Here is a 17,251-nt window from a genome sequence, read left to right as displayed (position 1 = left end):
AATGGACGGAACAGTAAGAGCAAATATTAAACCTGGCATGTTGGTTAATATTGTATTGAAAAAAGACCAACGAAGCGGAACTTTAACAGAAGGTATTGTGAAACGTTTGCTAACCAGTGCGCCAAAACACCATAGAGGAATAAAAGTGATGTTGGATGATGGACAAGTGGGGCGGGTACAAGATATTTTGGACGAAGATTAATAGTTAGTTAGTTAGTTAGTTAGTTAGTTAGTTAGTTAGTTAGTTAGTTAGTTAGTTAGTTAGTTAGTTAGTTAGTTAGTTAGTTAGTTAGTTAGTTAGTTAGTTAGTTAGTTAGTTAGTTAGTTAGTTAGTTAGTTAGTTAGTTAGTTAGTTAGTTAGTTAGTTAGTTAGTTAGTTAGTTAGTTAGTTAGTTAGTTAGTTAGTTAGTTAGTTAGTTAGTTAGTTAGTTAGTTAGTTAGTTAGTTAGTTAGTTAGTTAGTTAGTTAGTTAGTTAGTTAGTTAGTTAGTTAGTTAGTTAGTTAGTTAGTTAGTTAGTTAGTTAGTTAGTTAGTTAGTTAGTTAGTTAGTTAGTTAGTTAGTTAGTTAGTTAGTTAGTTAGTTAGTTAGTTAGTTAGTTAGTTAGTTAGTTAGTTAGTTAGTTAGTTAGTTAGTTAGTTAGTTAGTTAGTTAGTTAGTTAGTTAGTTAGTTAGTTAGTTAGTTAGTTAGTTAGTTAGTTAGTTAGTTAGTTAGTTAGTTAGTTAGTTAGTTAGTTAGTTAGTTAGTTAGTTAGTTAGTTAGTTAGTTAGTTAGTTAGTTAGTTAGTTAGTTAGTTAGTTAGTTAGTTAGTTAGTTAGTTAGTTAGTTAGTTAGTTAGTTAGTTAGTTAGTTAGTTAGTTAGTTAGTTAGTTAGTTAGTTAGTTAGTTAGTTAGTTAGTTAGTTAGTTAGTTAGTTAGTTAGTTAGTTAGTTAGTTAGTTAGTTAGTTAGTTAGTTAGTTAGTTAGTTAGTTAGTTAGTTAGTTAGTTAGTTAGTTAGTTAGTTAGTTAGTTAGTTAGTTAGTTAGTTAGTTAGTTAGTTAGTTAGTTAGTTAGTTAGTTAGTTTTTAGTTTTGGGGGCGCTTAAAAATTCGAACCTGTTGTCTCTTGATATTAATTGTGTACTTACGTTTTCATAAGCTTTTAAAAACGTAATGGGGATTTTGGCTTTAGCTTTGCGATTCCATTTAAACTCTACGGCAAGCAAATTTTCCCCTGTTTTCTCGATATAATCGATCTCTTGCTGTTGGGTGGTACGCCAGAAAAAGGTTTCGGCTTCTAATTGGTTTTGCTGTAAATACTTTATGCGCTCACTGATTATGTAGTTCTCCCATAGCGCACCAACATCATTTCTGTTGCTTAGGCTGTTGAAGTTCCTGGTTACAGAATTAATAATTCCATTGTCATAGAAGTAAATCTTTCTATTTTTTTTAATTTCATTACGCACATTTCCCGAAAAAGCTGGCAGACTAAATATTACAAATGCTTTTTCAAGCAAATTAATATACTTCTCAATCGTTTTTTGGTCGGCCTTTACCAACTGTGCCAGTTCAGAAAAATTAACTTCGCTACCCACTCGTAGTGCCAATGCTTTTACAATTTTTTGAAACAAAGCTGGTTTGCTTATTTGTTCTAAAGCAAATAAATCCTTGTATAAATAGCTGTCGGCCAAAAGTTTTAAATGTTCCTCTGCATTTTGTGGGTCATTTATTATCTCGGGGTAAGCTCCGTAAATTAAGCGTTGTTCAATTGATCTTTCTTCGGTTAAAAAGTCGCTATTGCTTATTAATTCTGCATAAGAAAAGGGCAACAGCATCATTTCGTATTTCCTGCCTGTTAAAGGTTCGTTCACTTTTCCCGAAAGTTCAAATGCAGAAGAACCAGTTGCAATTACTTGTACATTTTTAAACCGATCGACGATTATTTTTAGCAATAAGCCTATTTCATTAATTCTCTGTGCTTCATCAATAAATAAGATCTCGTAACCGCTTAATAATTGGGCAATTTGGGTTGCGTTAGGTTTAGCAAGCATTTCCCTAACATCTGCATCATCGCCGTTTAAACTTAAGGTGGCTTTATTGATTTTTTGCAATAAGGTTTCTACAAACGTAGTTTTTCCAGTTTGCCGAGGTCCAAACACTAAAAATGCTTTGTTTTTAAACATTCTTTTAAGTGCGAAATCTATCTGAATTCTTTCTATCACATTCAAATATATAATAATTTTGGATTATAATCCGAAATAAACATAATAATTTAGGATTTTAATCCGAAATAAACATAATAATTTTGGATTTTAACCTAAGCGTATTGTAGGTTTATTTTTTTAATACTTATTGAAATACACAATTATGCACCAAATCCGCAGAAACATCGTTAATTTTAAACTTTAATAAATAAACACTGAATGGTAAATTCTATTTTTAAAAGTTTCTTGTTTGCAGGTAGTCTACTAGTTGTCGCATCCTGTAATCAGAATAAAAAAGCACAAGGAGACGCCTCAGATTCTTCTAAAACTGCTATTACGGTAAATAATCATGATGATATCAAGTTTAATGGAGATACCTCTACAACAGGAATGGTTGCTATTCCGGGAGGTGCATTTATGATGGGAGGTGACAATGACCAAGCTGATAAGGATGAGTATCCAAAACATAAGGTAACTGTGGATGGTTTTTATATGGATGAGCATGAGGTTACAAATGCCCAATTTCAGAAATTTATTGATGCTACCGGCTATTTAACCACCGCAGAACAAAAGCCAGATTGGGAACAACTGAAAGCACAATTGCCTCCCGGAACACCTAAGCCAGATGAAAGCCAGCTCGTAGCAGCGTCTTTGGTATTTACACCACCAAACCACCCCGTAGATTTGAATAATTATTCGCAATGGTGGAGCTGGGTGCCAGGAGCGGATTGGAAACATCCGGAGGGACCAAAAAGTAACATTAAAGGAAAAGAGAATTATCCAGTGGTGCATGTAAGCTGGGATGACGCAATGGCTTATTGTAAATGGTCTGGAAAACGTTTACCAACAGAAGCCGAGTGGGAATATGCGGCTAGGGGAGGAATGAAAGATAAAATTTACCCTTGGGGAGATGAGAATGTGGCGTTAGGAAAGCCTAAAGCTAACTCGTGGGATGGTCCGTTCCCAAATGCTAACTCTGGACGAGATGGTTTTAAGGATTTGGCGCCAGTAAAGCAGTTTGCGCCTAACGGTTATAAATTGTATGATATGGCTGGTAATGTTTGGGAATGGTGTGCAGATTGGTACCGGAATGATTATTACGAAACAGTTAATAAGCCAGAAGGTGTGAAAAACCCGCAAGGTCCTGCAGATAGTTACGACCCAGATGAACCTTATACTCCAAAAAAAGTAGCTCGGGGCGGTTCATATATGTGTAATGATAGTTATTGCTCGGGTTATAGAGCCGCCAGAAGAATGAAAAGTTCTAACGACTCGGGTTTAAGTAATATGGGATTTAGGTGTGTTAAATAAACAAGATCTTAGTTTCAAAAAAAGACTTATCAGATTTTAAATGATAGGTCTTTTTATTTTTAAGCTATTTGGTTCTTAATCGTAAAAGTTCCAGCTTACACCAAATTTAGCCAAAGAATAAGGCATTGGGTAATGATTAACTGTATAGTAACCTTTGCTAAATAAACCTTGATTAACGTAGTCGTATCTTAAAAATAGATTCGCTCTTTTCCAGTTTGTACGTATCCAAACATCCATAACCGGTTCGGTATCAAATTGGATATTGCCTTTTTGGTAAAACTGCCCTATAGCGGGAGCATAAGATGGTGCGGTGTATTTGCTAAAATATCTTACATCAAAACCAAATTCTGTTTTAAGTACCTTAAAAAAATCATGATGCATAAAAAAACTATGGAATGTATAGATTTCTGGCGTCATCAGCACCGATCCAAAGTCTGTTTTTTGATAAACCAAGAAGTTCTCAAATGTAAATTTCCCAAATTTAAAGTCCTTCCTTAAACTTAGTTTTAACAGGTTTATATTACTGCCAATCTGTTTAGGATAGGCATCACCATCTGTTCCCTCTGCAAAATACAAGTGATTGCTGATGAGAAAATATTCTGCTTTAGCTCTAAAGTTATACTTTGGAATAAGGTAACTGAAGGCTAAATTTTGCGTTTTTGTTTTTTCGAAATTTAAATTCCACCGGTAGTGATTTGTTACCTGCCTTTGGTAAATAATTGAAGGACTTTGGTTTTGCGAGTAGGCTTCTAAAAGAACACTCCCAATCTTGTTTCCCAACTTAATTTCAGAGCTTGCTTGGTAAAGAAAATCGCCAAAATTACGGCCTTGGATAATCTGTTGGATGTTGAGTGTAAGATTGGCTTTGTTGCTAAAGCTATAATTGGCATCTCCTTTTAAGGTGATATTCTGAAACTTAGCGTTAAAACTGTACTGCTGATAATTGTAATAATCTTGCGCAATACCTACATTTACTTTTAGCTCATTCCGTAAAAAAGACAGGCTGTTGCCACGTAAATAAAAGCTATAACTAAACTCGTTTGTAAGGTGTTTTAAAAACGTACTGTCTGATGTTTGGCTAGAATCGGGATAGATGTAGTAGTTTTTCAGCAATCCAGATTCATCAGCAACTTCATTTTGAAAAAAGTATTTCTGTGTGTTGTACGCTAATTTATAGCCCACTCGTTGGGTGGGTAAAACTACCGCATTTGAATCAACAGATTTTTGTTTACCAATGTTATAAAACTGTTGTAAAAATAACGTGTTATTACGGTTGTTATGTTTAGCCGTGTTTAGTCTAGCCGCTTCATATTCGCGTTCTACATTCGTAGTGGTGGTGAAAATCGAATCGTTAAGTATAGCTCCGTTTTCGTAACCTTTTAAATTGTTGAAAGTTCCGTTGGCTAACAAGGTATAACGCTTGTTTTTTGATTGATACCAAGTCCACAGCGATGCATTTAGATGGTTTACAGCTAATGCGTCGGCTTTACGGGCGGGCGAACCATAATAATTACGAGAGCCTTGTTTGGCAAAACTAGCACCAATGTTCCAATTTGGTTTTACGTTTTGGGTATGGATTGCATGAAACTGCTGTTCTGTAAGCCTGCCAAAAGCGGGGTTTTCGTAATATAATTCTGTGTACTGTGTACGGGCCTGATAATATTTTACATCTTCGGGATTTAATAGGTACCTGTCATAATAATGATAACCGACGTCAAACCCAATGGTTTTTGAAGGTTCAAAAAGTAAATCTCTGTATGATAGTCCGTTTAAACCCAAGTTCATGGTTGGGTGTTCTGGCAAATCCAAAATTCGGTACCGGTGAAAATCTTTGGTAGTGGTATCTAAAATAAAAAGTCGCGAGCTATCTTTTAAAAATCTCGCTTTGGTATACTTAATATATTTGGAATTATAAACGATAGAGTCTCTTTTTGCATCTAGCTTAGCTCGTAACGAATCAATGTTTTCTTCGCGTTTTTCTTTGTCCTCGCCCGTATTACTACCTTCTCTTTGCTGGCGTTCAAATTCTCCTTCTTGTGGCATACGGCGTTGCAGTTGCGCAAGAGCTTGAAAGGCAAAAAAGCTAAAAATCACGAATAAAAAATACTTCTTCAATGCTATAAATGTAAAATTAGCTCTTTTAAAATTTTGGTCAGCTTTGGTTCTGCTTCTGTGGCTATTTTAATTATTTCTTCCACAGAAACTGCTTTTAATGTTTCTGGGAAACCTTCATCTGTTAAAACAGAGATTGCAAAAGTAGGTAAACCCATATGGTTGGCAACAATTATTTCTGGTACGGTGCTCATCCCAACAGCATCTGCTCCAATAGTTCTTAAATATTTATACTCTGCCTTAGTTTCTAGGTTTGGCCCAGTAACCGAAACGTAAACGCCTTTATGGCAAGTAATATTTTGTGCTTTGGCAATTGCTAATCCTTTTTCAATTAAACCCATGTCATACGGTGCGCTCATATCCGGGAAACGCGGACCTAATTCGTCGTAGTTTCTACCGATAAGTGGGTTGTCTGGTTGTAGGTTGATATGGTCTTCAATAATCATTAAATCGCCTTTTCTAAATTCGGGATTTAATGCGCCACTTGCATTAGAAACAAACAGATTTTGAATACCTAACATTTTCATCACCCTCACCGGGAAAGTAATCTGTTTCATGTTATAGCCTTCATAAAAATGAAGTCGACCTTGCATAGCCACTACTTTTTTACCAGATAAAGTGCCGAAAATGAGTTTGCCCGAGTGGAACTCTAAGGTTGAAATTGGGAAATTAGGAATGTTGGAATACATTAACTGGTATTCAACTTCAATCTCAGAAACCAAACCACCTAAACCGGTACCTAATATTATTCCGAGTTCTGGGTTAAAATCGCCAACTTTTTGTTTAATGTATTCTACCGATTCTCTAATTTGATTGAGCATATTCTTTTATTAAGGTATTAAATTCGTTTTTCGTATCGTTTAAAAAATCAACTTCTATTTGCCACTGATAAATTGCCAAGCTATTTAAGATTGGTGCAAATTTATCTGTTTTTAAACGTACTGCATCTTTTTCTGTTGTAATAATCACTTTGTTGTCTGATTTTATATTTTTAAAATCAGCTACAAGTTTAAGCATATTTTTTTCGCTAAACTGATGGTGGTCTGGGTAGGAGTGATGAACGATATTTTTAGTCAGTTTTTTTACTTCGTTCAACAAAGGTTCTGGTTTTGCAATACCTGTTAATAGTAAAACTGTACAGTCTTTATGAATAGATTTTGTAGGGATTAATGTGTGATTAAGTATGCTTTGTAATTCCTCTGCATATTTAATACTGCTAAAAAATAAGCTTTGATGTTGGTGTGGAGATATTACTTGCTCCAGTTCTTCTTGTGCTGATGCGGCTAAAGTTTGTGGACATTTTGTTACAATTAAAATGTCAGCTCGTTTTCTGCCACTAAATGCTTCCCTGTAATTGCCTGCTGGTAATAAAAGCCGAGGTTTTTTTATTTGATGATAATCGAAAAGCAAAATGCTTAACCCAGGTTTTACGGCTCGGTGCTGATAAGCATCGTCCATTAAAATCAGTTGATGATCTTTTTCTATTTGCTGAATTCCGAAGACTCGATTTTCGCAGACTGCTACGCTTATCTCAGGAAATTTTCTGCTGATTTGTAAAGGTTCGTCGCCAGTTAGTGTAGCGTCTTGATTAGGTTTTACCCATCTAAAACCTTTCGTTTGGCGACCATAGCCACGGCTTAACGTGGAAAGTTTGAAGTTGTTTTTCAATAGTTGGATGAGATATTCAACCATTGGGGTTTTGCCCGAGCCACCAACCTCTAAATTACCTACAGAAATGATGGGGATTTCAAAGGATCGGCTTTTAAATAAACCCCAATCGTAAAGTTTGTTTCTGAGAAAAATAACAATACCGTAAAGCAAAGAGAAAGGAAGTAAAAGCTTACGGAATTGTTGAAACATAGATTTTGCTAAAGCCTCAAATTTAATCAAAAAAAAGGAATTGAAACCTCGATTCTGCTTGGCTTTAAACAGTCTGGAGACTTTATTCCATTCGTTAATTCGAAGAACGCTCTGCTAAATTTCATTAGTTAGGAAATAGGGTGAAATCTCCATCTAGCTCTCTTCATTACAATTCCGTCTCCGTTAGCAGTAAGAATTTAAAGAATTTTTTAATTAGCTCTTTCTCTATTTCTTCTGATAACAAAGGCATAAGAATAATAGTGATTCCGTATTGGTTCATTTCTTACCTTCCTGTTTTTTAGGATAGCAAGTTGGGAAATAAAGTTCATGCTAATTTTAGAGTATACTTAATTTAAAGGTTAAACAATATAGCTGAGTTACTAACGTATTGATTAATTAAATTTGTTGCATCTCTTTTTAAAAGAACTTAAATTGCGAAAAGCCCAATAAAATATATAAAATATGAGATTACCCATCACAAGAAAAGATGTTACTGTAATGCCTGATTCAAAGCGGGTGATCGCTCGGTTTTTTTATAATGGTGAAGAACGGGCGAAAGAAATATTAGCACATCTTAATCAGTTTGATGAACAAGCTGTGTATAACCTGATTGCCCCAATTTTACAGGAGTTTTCAAAGAGGCACCGTAACATTACCCGGATATTAGAAAAAAATGCTGATAAATTGATGAGGGAAATTCCGGCAGAAGCCCAGAGCATTAAAGAAACCTCCCGTTTTAGAAAGCTTTTAATCGGCGCTTATTTTACACATGAATATTCAATCGAATCGGCGGCATTTTTTAATCCCTCTATTATTGAAGATCCAGATCAGTCTGATTTGGTGGAAGGTGAGCGAAGGTTAATTATAAGTTTTAGAGCCGTGGGCGAAGGACATATTTCGTCTATTGTTTTTAGACGGGCTTTATTGAAGAAAAATAATGACATAGAAGTAATGCCTGCCGGCAGATATGTAGATGAAGCAGAAATTGTAAAAAACAATGTGTATAAGAGAGAATTGTTTTTAGAAAAAGCAGAAGATGCCCGAATATCAAAAAAAACAATCAAGCTTGCACAAGAAAATCTGCCAGAAAAATTTGATTACCGCGAGCTAAAAAATGTAGTTGAAAACTTATTGGGCGACCGAACAGATAAAGCCGGAACTGAATTGCAAAAGCTTTTATGGTTGGCTGATTCTTATCACGAGATTATATTTTCTTTAGATACAGATATATCTGACCGTATTATTTACCCAATTACAGAATACGAAAGAAAAGGAATTGAAGACGCCCGGTTTGTAAGGTTTACAGATGATGAGGGCGGAATTAAGTACTACGCCACCTACACCGCTTATGATGGAAAAACCATTATGCCTAAGCTTTTGGAAACTACTGATTTTTATGATTTTAAAGTACGACCGGTATATGGTTCTGGCGCAAAAAATAAAAACTTAGCCTTGTTCCCGCGAAAAATTAATGGGAAATACGTGATGATGTCGAGGATTGATGGCTGGAATAATTACATTATGTATTCAGATAAAATAAATATCTGGACAGATCCTATCCAGCTTCAATCGCCAAAATACCCTTGGGAATTTGTGCAGATTGGAAACTGTGGTTCCCCTATAGAAACAGAACACGGTTGGTTAGTGGTAACACACGGTGTAGGTGCAATGCGTAGGTATTGTTTAGGGATAAGTTTGCTAGATTTAAACGACCCCGGACGTGAAATTGGACGTTTGAAAGAGCCGCTTTTAATAGCAAACACCGACGAGCGTGAAGGCTATGTGCCAAATGTGGTTTATTCCTGCGGTTCAATTATTAATAATGGCGAGCTAATTATCCCTTACGGATTGTCAGATTATTCGTCTTCATTTATGACGGTTAATTTGAATGATTTGATGGAGAGATTATTGGGTACAGATTCTCATACGGTAGCCGAAAGTAACGCGGAACAGAAAAAGGATGTAAGCCGTATGAAACCGATAGGACTAGCTAAGGGAGGCCGTTAGCGAGTACTTTATTTTATGATTTGTTGGTATAAATTCAAGTAGTTTTTAGCCATACTTTCGGCGGAAAATCTGCTTTTTGCCAATTCGGAACAGTGAGTACGATTGATTTTGGATAATTGAGAAACAGATTGGCTTGCTTCCGCAACATCACTCACTAAAAAACCGGTGGTTCCATGTTCAATTAACTCTGGCATGGAGCCACGGTTAAAAGCAATAACCGGTGTTCCGCACATCATTGCTTCTGCCACGCTTAAACCAAAAGGTTCGTTAAAATTTATGGGGTGAAGTAAGGCTAGAGATTCGCCCATTAATTCGTTTCTTTTTTCTGGACCGGCATGCCCAATGAACTCAATGTTATCATTTAAATGTGGTCGAACTTCTCTGTCAAAATAGCCTTCGTCTTGTACAATTCCGGCTATGATCAATTTTTTGTTGGTTTGTTTCGCAATCGCAATAGCTTCGGCAGTTCCTTTATCAGGATGAATTCTTCCAAAAAAGAGCAATTGATCTTTTGGACTGGTGTTTAATGTAAAATCTTCAATGTTTAAGCCGTTATAAACCGTTGCTAAATAATTTAACTTTTCATGCCTATCTGAATTGCTGATAGATACATAAGAAGTATTTGCATTGTATTTTTGATACACCGGGATTATTTTTTCTGATGAAAACCCATGGATTGTAGTAATCATGGGAGTTGCTATAAGGTTTGAATAGGTGAGAGGCAAAAAGTCGAAATGGTTGTGGATGATATCATAGTCCTTCGCATGCTCCATCAAATTACTGATGTGCAAACACTCTAACACCTTCGCATCCTGACCTTTTTTGGTTTCGTACCCTAGCTCAATGACCGCATTTAATTTTCCAGAAGTAAAAGAATCTCTAGTAGCAAAAAGAGTTACCTCAACGCCAAGTTTTACTAATTCTTCGGCTAAGTTAAAAGCCATCTGTTCCCACGGACCATAATGTACGGGCGGTGTACGCCATGCAACGGGAGCTAATATGGCAACTTTCATTTAAACTTGAGCTTTTAAAGCGGTTTTATCAAACAAGTATTCTTTCTCTTGTGCTTTTAAAACGGTCAAATGCGAGATGTAATAAGCCAAAGTACTTTCTGCGCCTTGATTTCTGTTTAAACCGTGTGGTGTTAAACCATCGCAACAGCCTTTAGTTTCATGATCGTAAAGTGGTACTCGCAAAGCATTTTCTCCCAAAAACCACAAATAGGTTTTAAACATTTTTTCGATGAACTTTACATCTTGTGTAGTTTCGAACGCTTGGTAATACATCATTACCGCGGCCATGGTTTCTATGGCTTGCTGATCAAACACTGCTTTTTCTTTAGATTTATAAAACCAACCTTCATTTCCAATAGGATTATAATATCCGTGGTTAAGGGTTTCGCTGTCTAAAAAGGTTAAACTCTCTAAACCAATTTCTTTATAAATCTGTTTATTTGTAATCTCATAAGATTTCAACAAGGCTAAGGGTAAAATTGCATTGTCATAAGTCAGCTTTTCTTCAAACCAATGCCATCCTTCCGAACGGTGTTTTTCATAAGCCAATACCAATTTATCTGCTAAAAGTACAAGCTGGTCTTCTACAATTTCATCTGGATAAGATTTTAGGTAATGTGCTAATCCGATGATGCTATTGGCATGACCACGTAAATGTTCTAATTTATCTAAATGCTGTAAAGAATTAAAAAACAGTTCGCGGGCGAATTCTTTGTAAGAATTGTTTGGCGAATTGCAGATCATAAAGCCCAAAGCCCATAATGTTCTTCCGTAAGAGTCATCGGTGCCAACTTCATCTAAATACTCACGTTTAAAGCTGAGGAAATTTCTAAAATTACCATTTTCACACTGCATATATTGAATGAAACTGAGGTAGATAGGCAATAAGTCAAGTGCTTCCTTAGATTGATACTGGTCATAAGTCATCAAAATCATGATTAAGGCCCTGCTGTTGTCATCCATGCAATAACCTTCCTTTAGATTTGGAATGCCATATTTGGCGTGTTGTACAATACCGGTATCATCTGTTAAACGCTTTACATAATCTAAAGTGAAATTTGGCAATAATTCCGCGTTCAATTGCGAAAAGTTGAACGCTACTTTTGGAAGATGGTTGCTGATGGCCTCTTCTGCCAATCTTTTGTATAGACCGCCAATTTTTGGATATCTTAATGTTAGCCCATAGGCATAAGCGTTATCCCTAATGTTTTTAAGTGCTTTATCATTATCCAACAACTCATTTACTATTTCCGCCAAAGCCTTTTCATCTCCAAAATCAAAAAGTTTACCTCTGTTGTTTGCAAGTAATTCTTGTGCATGCCAGTAGGGTGTAGAAACTACCGCTGCGCCAGCTCCAACTGCATAAGATAATGTTCCGCTGGTAATTTGAGCTTCGTTTAAGTAAGGAGTAATGTAAATTTCTGTTGCGGTGAGATATTTTACTAAATCTTCCTCACTAACAAAACTGTTTATGAAGTTTACATTTTTGCTCACACCTAAGTCAGCAGCTAGCTTTTTTAAGTAATCACGATATTCTTCTCCTTGGTTTTTTAAGATATGAGGATGTGTTTTTCCGATAATGGTATAAACTACATCTGGGTTGTTTTTAACAATCGCCGGTAAGGCTTTTATCACAGTTTCAATACCTTTGTTTCTAGATAGTAAGCCAAAAGTAGATAATACACGCTTACCTGGTAATACGTTTTTCTTGTTTAAGATTTCTTCTATGGAATCTGTATAATCTGGTACTCCGTGTTCAATTAGTGCAATTTTTTCTCTATTTATTCCGTAAATTCTCTCCAAAAAATCGACTGCTTTTTTAGCCATTACTACAATTTTAGCAGAATGGAGAGCAATATCTTGAATAATGAGCTTTTGAAGATAGTTAGGCTCTTCTAAAACGGTGTGTAAAATGGTAATCAGTGGTTTTTCAATCCGATTGATCAATGGAAGAACATAAACTCCGCTATCGCCACCATAAATCCCAAATTCATGTTGCATAATACAAACATCAGTATCGCTATTGTTGATGAAGTTTGCTGTTTGGATATAATCTTTCTGATGTTGCTGTCTAATGATGTATTTGACCTCTTTTCCGTACGAATATTGTGCTAAATCATCTTGATCATTGATAGCGATGACAAAGCTTTCACCTTTATTCTTCAACAAATTTTCATCTATGGCATTTTTAAGGTTTGCGTTAAATGTAGCCAAACCACAAGGGCGTGGCATGTATGTAGATATGTATGCAATTTTCATGGTATAAACGAAATAAATGATGAATAAGATGAACTTATCATAATGAGAAAATTGTGCCACGTTTGTTACAATACAAAGCTGAATCGAGTATGTTGACCGGAGTGAGTGTTTCTTGTCTGTTTATGGGAAGCTTATGACATAACTAAACATTTTTGGGTTGTGCGCAAATCTCTTGATCTTGAAAATTCTACAATTGATATGGGCTTTCATATATGGAGATTAACCACTAAAATAGCTTAGCGTAAAGTTAATATTTAAGGGGCTTCCGGATAGATTATAGGATTTCTCTATCTGTTTTTTTTGTGCTGATCTTTTATAACCTCACCTTGAATTTGGTTTTTGAACTAGGTGTCAATTTAGACTTACTTGCATCCAAAAAATAGGAGTCAGTTATATCTTAATTTATGTAAATGGGAGTCTAAAAACTCTTCTCCATTCGTTGAATCTGTAGAGATATCTGGCTAAATTTATCAGGTAGGAAATGATTTTCCTCTTGAAACCAAAAAAGCCCTCCATTTACGGAAGGCTTCTGTTTATTGCTGGGTTAGGGATAGTAGCGGTAGCTTTTTTGGTCATCCTGGGCGGAGTCGAAGGAAAAACCAAAAAACTTTAGCGGATAGCCCGACCCCGATTTTTTATCGGGGAAACCCCAGAATTATTTTATCCAATTAAGTTTTTGCTTACTAAATATTCTGCAATTTGTACAGCGTTAGTAGCTGCGCCTTTTCTTAAGTTATCGGCTACACACCACATGTTTAGCGTGTTTGGCTGTGATTCATCTCTACGGATACGACCTACAAAAACTTCGTCTTTTTCGTGAGCATCTTTTGGCATTGGGTATATTCCGTTAGCCGGATCATCTGCTACGATTACGCCACTAGTTGCTGCTAATAATTTACGAACGGTAGCTAGATCAAAATCTTTTTCAAATTCGATATTTAAAGCCTCAGAGTGACCACCCATTACAGGGATACGAACGGTAGTTGCGGTAACCGCAATACTGTCATCGCCCATGATTTTTTTTGTTTCCAAAATCATCTTCATTTCCTCTTTGGTGTATCCGTTATCTTGGAAAACATCAATCTGAGGAATTACGTTCAAGTCGATTGGATATGCATAAGCCATTGGGCCATCCATAATGCCTTTACGCTCGTTCATCATTTGTTCCACAGCTTTTACGCCGGTACCAGTTACCGACTGGTAGGTAGAAACCACTACGCGTTTAACCTTATATTCATCATGCAAAGGCTTTAAGGCAATTACCATTTGTACGGTAGAGCAATTAGGGTTTGCAATGATTTTGTCTTCGGCGGTTAACACGTTTGCATTAACTTCCGGAACGATTAGTTTTTTTGTTGGATCCATTCTCCATGCAGAAGAATTATCAATTACCGTGGTGCCAACTGCGGCAAATTTTGGAGCCTGTTCTTTAGAAGTATCTCCACCAGCAGAAAATAACGCAACATCCGGATGCATGGCAATAGCCTCGTCAACAGTTACAACTTTGTACTTTTTTCCCTTGAATTCAATTTCTTTGCCCTTACTTCTTTCTGACGCAACTGGAATTAATTCTGTAACTGGGAAATTGCGCTCTGCCAAAACTTTTAACATTACCGTACCTACTAGGCCGGTTGCGCCTACAACTGCAACTTTCATGTCTGTTATTTAATTTTTAAATAATTAATTATTAATATATTGTGATTGATTTATTGGCGCAAATATGGGAAAGTTTTTACTGTTTTTTAGTTTGTTTATAGCAAATGTTGCATTTTCCCAAGTCAATGATGCCTTTAATGACGGGGATTTTACGCAAAACCCAGTTTGGCAAGGTGATGCAGCTGGTTATTTTGTGAATTCAAGTAAACAGTTGCAAACCGTGAACTCCGGAAATGCCCAAACCGTTTATCTTTATACCGCAAATAGTTTGGCTATAAATGCTAAATGGGAGTTTTTTTTAAAGATGGATTTTGATCCGTCTACCTCTAATTTTTGTAGAGTTTACCTCTTATCAGACAAGACCGATTTGAGCGGTGCATTAAATGGTTATTTTTTGCAGATTGGCGAAAGCGGTGCGCTAGACTCGTACGATTTATATAAACAGAGCGGTACCACAATTACAAAAATAATCGACGGACCAGACAAAAACAGAGGAACTACCGAAATAAAGGCTAGGGTACAAGTGAGTAGAGACGGTACTGGTTTGTGGAAGTTGAAAACAGATATTGACGGCGGAACAAATTATACTACAGAAGGAACTGTAGTTGACAATACTTTTATAACCAGCAACTACTTTGGATTTAGGTCTTCTTTTACCGCGACCCGCTCTGGAATGCATTATTACGATGATATTTTGATTACTGAATTGGTTCCGGATGTTAGTCCGCCCGTTTTTACAAAAGCAAGTACCAACAACGGAAAAGAGATTGTTCTAAGTTTTGATGAGGCTGTGGATGTTACTGATGCGTCTTTAGCTAGTCATTACAGTATTAACCCAGGCAATATTCAGCCGGCGAGTGTGGCGGTGAGCGGGTCTAACGTAACGTTAACATTAACGGCACAGTTGAGTACAGCAGATTATACAGTTTCCGTAAGTAGCGTCAAAGATTTGAAAGGCAATACTGCGACTAGTCAAAGCAAAGGATTCAACTATAAGAAGCCTTACCTAGCTGGTTTTAAAGATATTGTGATTAATGAGGTTTTTGCTGATCCTTCGCCTCAGGTAGATTTGCCCTCTACAGAGTTTGTGGAACTTTGGAACAGAACCACAGAGGATGTCGCTTTAAGTGGTTTTAAATATAGTGACGCAACTACTACCTATACGTTTACAGGCGACACTATCAAAGCAAATCAGTACGTTATTTTATGCGCTAAAACAGATACGCTAGAGTTTAAGAAATATGGTGAAGTTATTGGCATTTCACCTTGGCCCTCTTTAAATAACGCTGGTGATAACTTAAAGCTTGTTAACCAAAACGGAACTTTAATTTCTGAGGTTAATTATCAGGATAGTTGGTACAAAGATGATACTAAAAAGCCCGGCGGATGGAGCTTGGAGCTGATAGATCCATTGTCTGTTTGTAAGCACTCCCAAAATTATTCGGCCAGTAAGGATGCAAGTGGCGGAACGCCAGGAAAGCAGAATTCAATTTATTTAAGCAATAAAACCACGGACCTTCTGAAGTTATTGAGTGTAAGTTTGAAGGATAGCGTGACTTTAACTTTGGTTTTTAATAGAGGTTTGGATAGTTTGCAGGCTACATTGCCTTCTCATTATGATATAAATAACGGAGTTGGAAGCCCTACTTCCGTTAACCCTTTATCGCCGGCTTTTAGTGCTGTAGAGCTAAAATACACACAAGCTATAAACAGAAATCAGAACTACACCCTTACAGTAGATGGTTTAACAGACTGCGGAAGTAATATATTGGCAAATCAAAAGATGAGCTTTATATATCCGGGCTTAATTGTAAAAGGGGATATTTTGATTAACGAGGTTTTATTTAACCCAAGACCTGGCGGGGTAGATTTTGTAGAAGTTTATAATGCTTCTGATAAGATTCTGGATTTTAAAGATTTGAAAATCGCGACAATTGCTACGACTAAAGACTCTGTAATAAGCATAAAAGATGCAAGTACAAGTACTATTTTGTTTGAACCAAAAAGCTATTGGGTGATTACCACAAACCCAGATTCTGTTAAAGCGCAGTACACCACGGCTAATCCTAACAATTTCATAAAATTGAGTTCTCTGCCAACGTATGCGAATGATAAAGGAAAAGTGGTGATTCTGGCCGGGTCTACTCGTTTAGATCAGCTAGATTATACCAAGGATATGCATTTTGCTTTGTTAAAAGATGTTGTAGGTGTTTCTTTGGAGCGCAGTAGCTTTACACTTCCAACTAATGCAACTGGTAATTTTAGATCTGCAACTGCCACTTCTGGTTATGCAACCCCGGCTGGCAAAAATTCTCAGTATTTAGAGGATTTGGTAAACGCTACCGAAGAAATCTCTTTGCCTAGCCAAACATTTTCTCCAGATAACGATGGTTTCGAGGACATTCTACGTATTCAATATCAATTTCCGGTACCAAGTAAAGTTGCAAATGTTACCATCTACAATAATCAGGGTAGGTTAGTCAAAAAACTGATCAGTAATGAGACTTTAAATACCGAAGGTCAATGGGTTTGGGATGGTCTGGATCAAACCAATGCAAAAGCAAAAACAGGAATTTATATTATTTATGTAGAGGTTTTTGAATTAGACGGTAATGTTAAGAGTTTTAAGAAAACAGTTGCCTTAGCCTCTAAATTTAATTAAAATACGTCTGGAAAACAGCTCTTTTGAACTTCTCTATAAAGGACGCATCCCTTTATTGTAAACAAATTTTAAGAATCCTGGAAGCATTTTGATGAGCTCTTTGACAGTTTTCATAGTTAGTGAGATGTTAAATATGTTTTTTTGGTGGGGCAAATGTACGGTTAATTTTAATTAATAACTAAATATTTT

The 17,251-nt window shown here is 36.3% G+C and carries 11 protein-coding genes; 4 read left to right on the top strand and 7 right to left on the bottom strand.

All coding sequences use genetic code 11. The features are described 5' to 3' along the window. Position 1: 1 nt before the first annotated feature. Positions 2 to 202: a YwbE family protein gene (locus B176_RS0114655; protein ID WP_017259582.1), complete on the top strand. Its 201-nt coding sequence runs from the start codon at positions 2 to 4 to the stop codon at positions 200 to 202. An 855-nt stretch (positions 203 to 1,057) separates the two neighbouring features. Here B176_RS0114655 and B176_RS0114650 read toward each other — a convergent pair. After that, positions 1,058 to 2,161 (bottom strand): ATP-binding protein, encoded by a 1,104-nt coding sequence (locus B176_RS0114650; protein WP_017259581.1) that lies wholly within the window; start codon positions 2,159 to 2,161, stop codon positions 1,058 to 1,060. Between the two features lie 240 nt (positions 2,162 to 2,401). Here B176_RS0114650 and B176_RS0114645 point away from each other — a divergent pair, with 240 nt between their 5' ends. Then, the gene (locus B176_RS0114645) at positions 2,402 to 3,493 is read left to right on the top strand and encodes a formylglycine-generating enzyme family protein (protein ID WP_017259580.1); all 1,092 of its coding nucleotides are present in this window, start codon (positions 2,402 to 2,404) and stop codon (positions 3,491 to 3,493) included. Between the two features lie 75 nt (positions 3,494 to 3,568). Here the strand turns inward: B176_RS0114645 and B176_RS0114640 are convergent, their stop codons facing one another. From B176_RS0114640 to lpxK, 3 genes are read right to left on the bottom strand one after another with little or no spacing between them, the layout of a single operon-like run. Beyond that, positions 3,569 to 5,608, bottom strand: a complete 2,040-nt coding sequence (locus tag B176_RS0114640; protein ID WP_237739837.1) for a putative porin — start codon at positions 5,606 to 5,608, stop codon at positions 3,569 to 3,571. A gap of 2 nt (positions 5,609 to 5,610) precedes the next feature. Then, entirely contained in the window at positions 5,611 to 6,426 is an 816-nt protein-coding gene (locus B176_RS0114635; protein WP_017259578.1) for a purine-nucleoside phosphorylase, read from the bottom strand. Beyond that, positions 6,410 to 7,465, bottom strand: a complete 1,056-nt coding sequence (gene lpxK, locus B176_RS0114630; RefSeq protein WP_026063363.1) for a tetraacyldisaccharide 4'-kinase — start codon at positions 7,463 to 7,465, stop codon at positions 6,410 to 6,412. Before lpxK ends, B176_RS0114635 begins: the two co-directional genes overlap by 17 nt. Positions 7,466 to 7,927: 462 nt before the next feature. On the opposite strand from lpxK, the gene B176_RS0114625 reads away from it, so the two are divergent. After that, entirely contained in the window at positions 7,928 to 9,472 is a 1,545-nt protein-coding gene (locus B176_RS0114625) for a glycoside hydrolase family 130 protein (protein ID WP_017259576.1), read from the top strand. Between the two features lie 8 nt (positions 9,473 to 9,480). Here the strand turns inward: B176_RS0114625 and B176_RS0114620 are convergent, their stop codons facing one another. From B176_RS0114620 to B176_RS0114605, 3 genes are all read right to left on the bottom strand, one after another. Then, the gene (locus tag B176_RS0114620; RefSeq protein WP_017259575.1) at positions 9,481 to 10,485 is read right to left on the bottom strand and encodes a glycosyltransferase family 4 protein; all 1,005 of its coding nucleotides are present in this window, start codon (positions 10,483 to 10,485) and stop codon (positions 9,481 to 9,483) included. Further along, complete coding sequence (locus tag B176_RS0114615) at positions 10,486 to 12,744, bottom strand: glycosyltransferase family 4 protein (protein WP_026063362.1); 2,259 nt, start codon at positions 12,742 to 12,744, stop codon at positions 10,486 to 10,488. Positions 12,745 to 13,404: 660 nt separating this feature from the next. Further along, a complete protein-coding gene (locus tag B176_RS0114605; protein ID WP_017259572.1) occupies positions 13,405 to 14,400 on the bottom strand; it encodes an aspartate-semialdehyde dehydrogenase in 996 nt (331 codons plus the stop codon). A gap of 64 nt (positions 14,401 to 14,464) precedes the next feature. On the opposite strand from B176_RS0114605, the gene B176_RS0114600 reads away from it, so the two are divergent. Next, complete coding sequence (locus B176_RS0114600; protein ID WP_017259571.1) at positions 14,465 to 17,062, top strand: lamin tail domain-containing protein; 2,598 nt, start codon at positions 14,465 to 14,467, stop codon at positions 17,060 to 17,062. Positions 17,063 to 17,251 lie beyond the last annotated feature (189 nt).

The sequence above is a fragment of the Pedobacter arcticus A12 genome (assembly GCF_000302595.1).
Lineage (GTDB): Bacteria > Bacteroidota > Bacteroidia > Sphingobacteriales > Sphingobacteriaceae > Pseudopedobacter > Pseudopedobacter arcticus.
The sequence above is the reverse complement of the archived record's forward strand: the minus strand, read 5'-3'. Positions and strand labels throughout refer to the sequence as shown.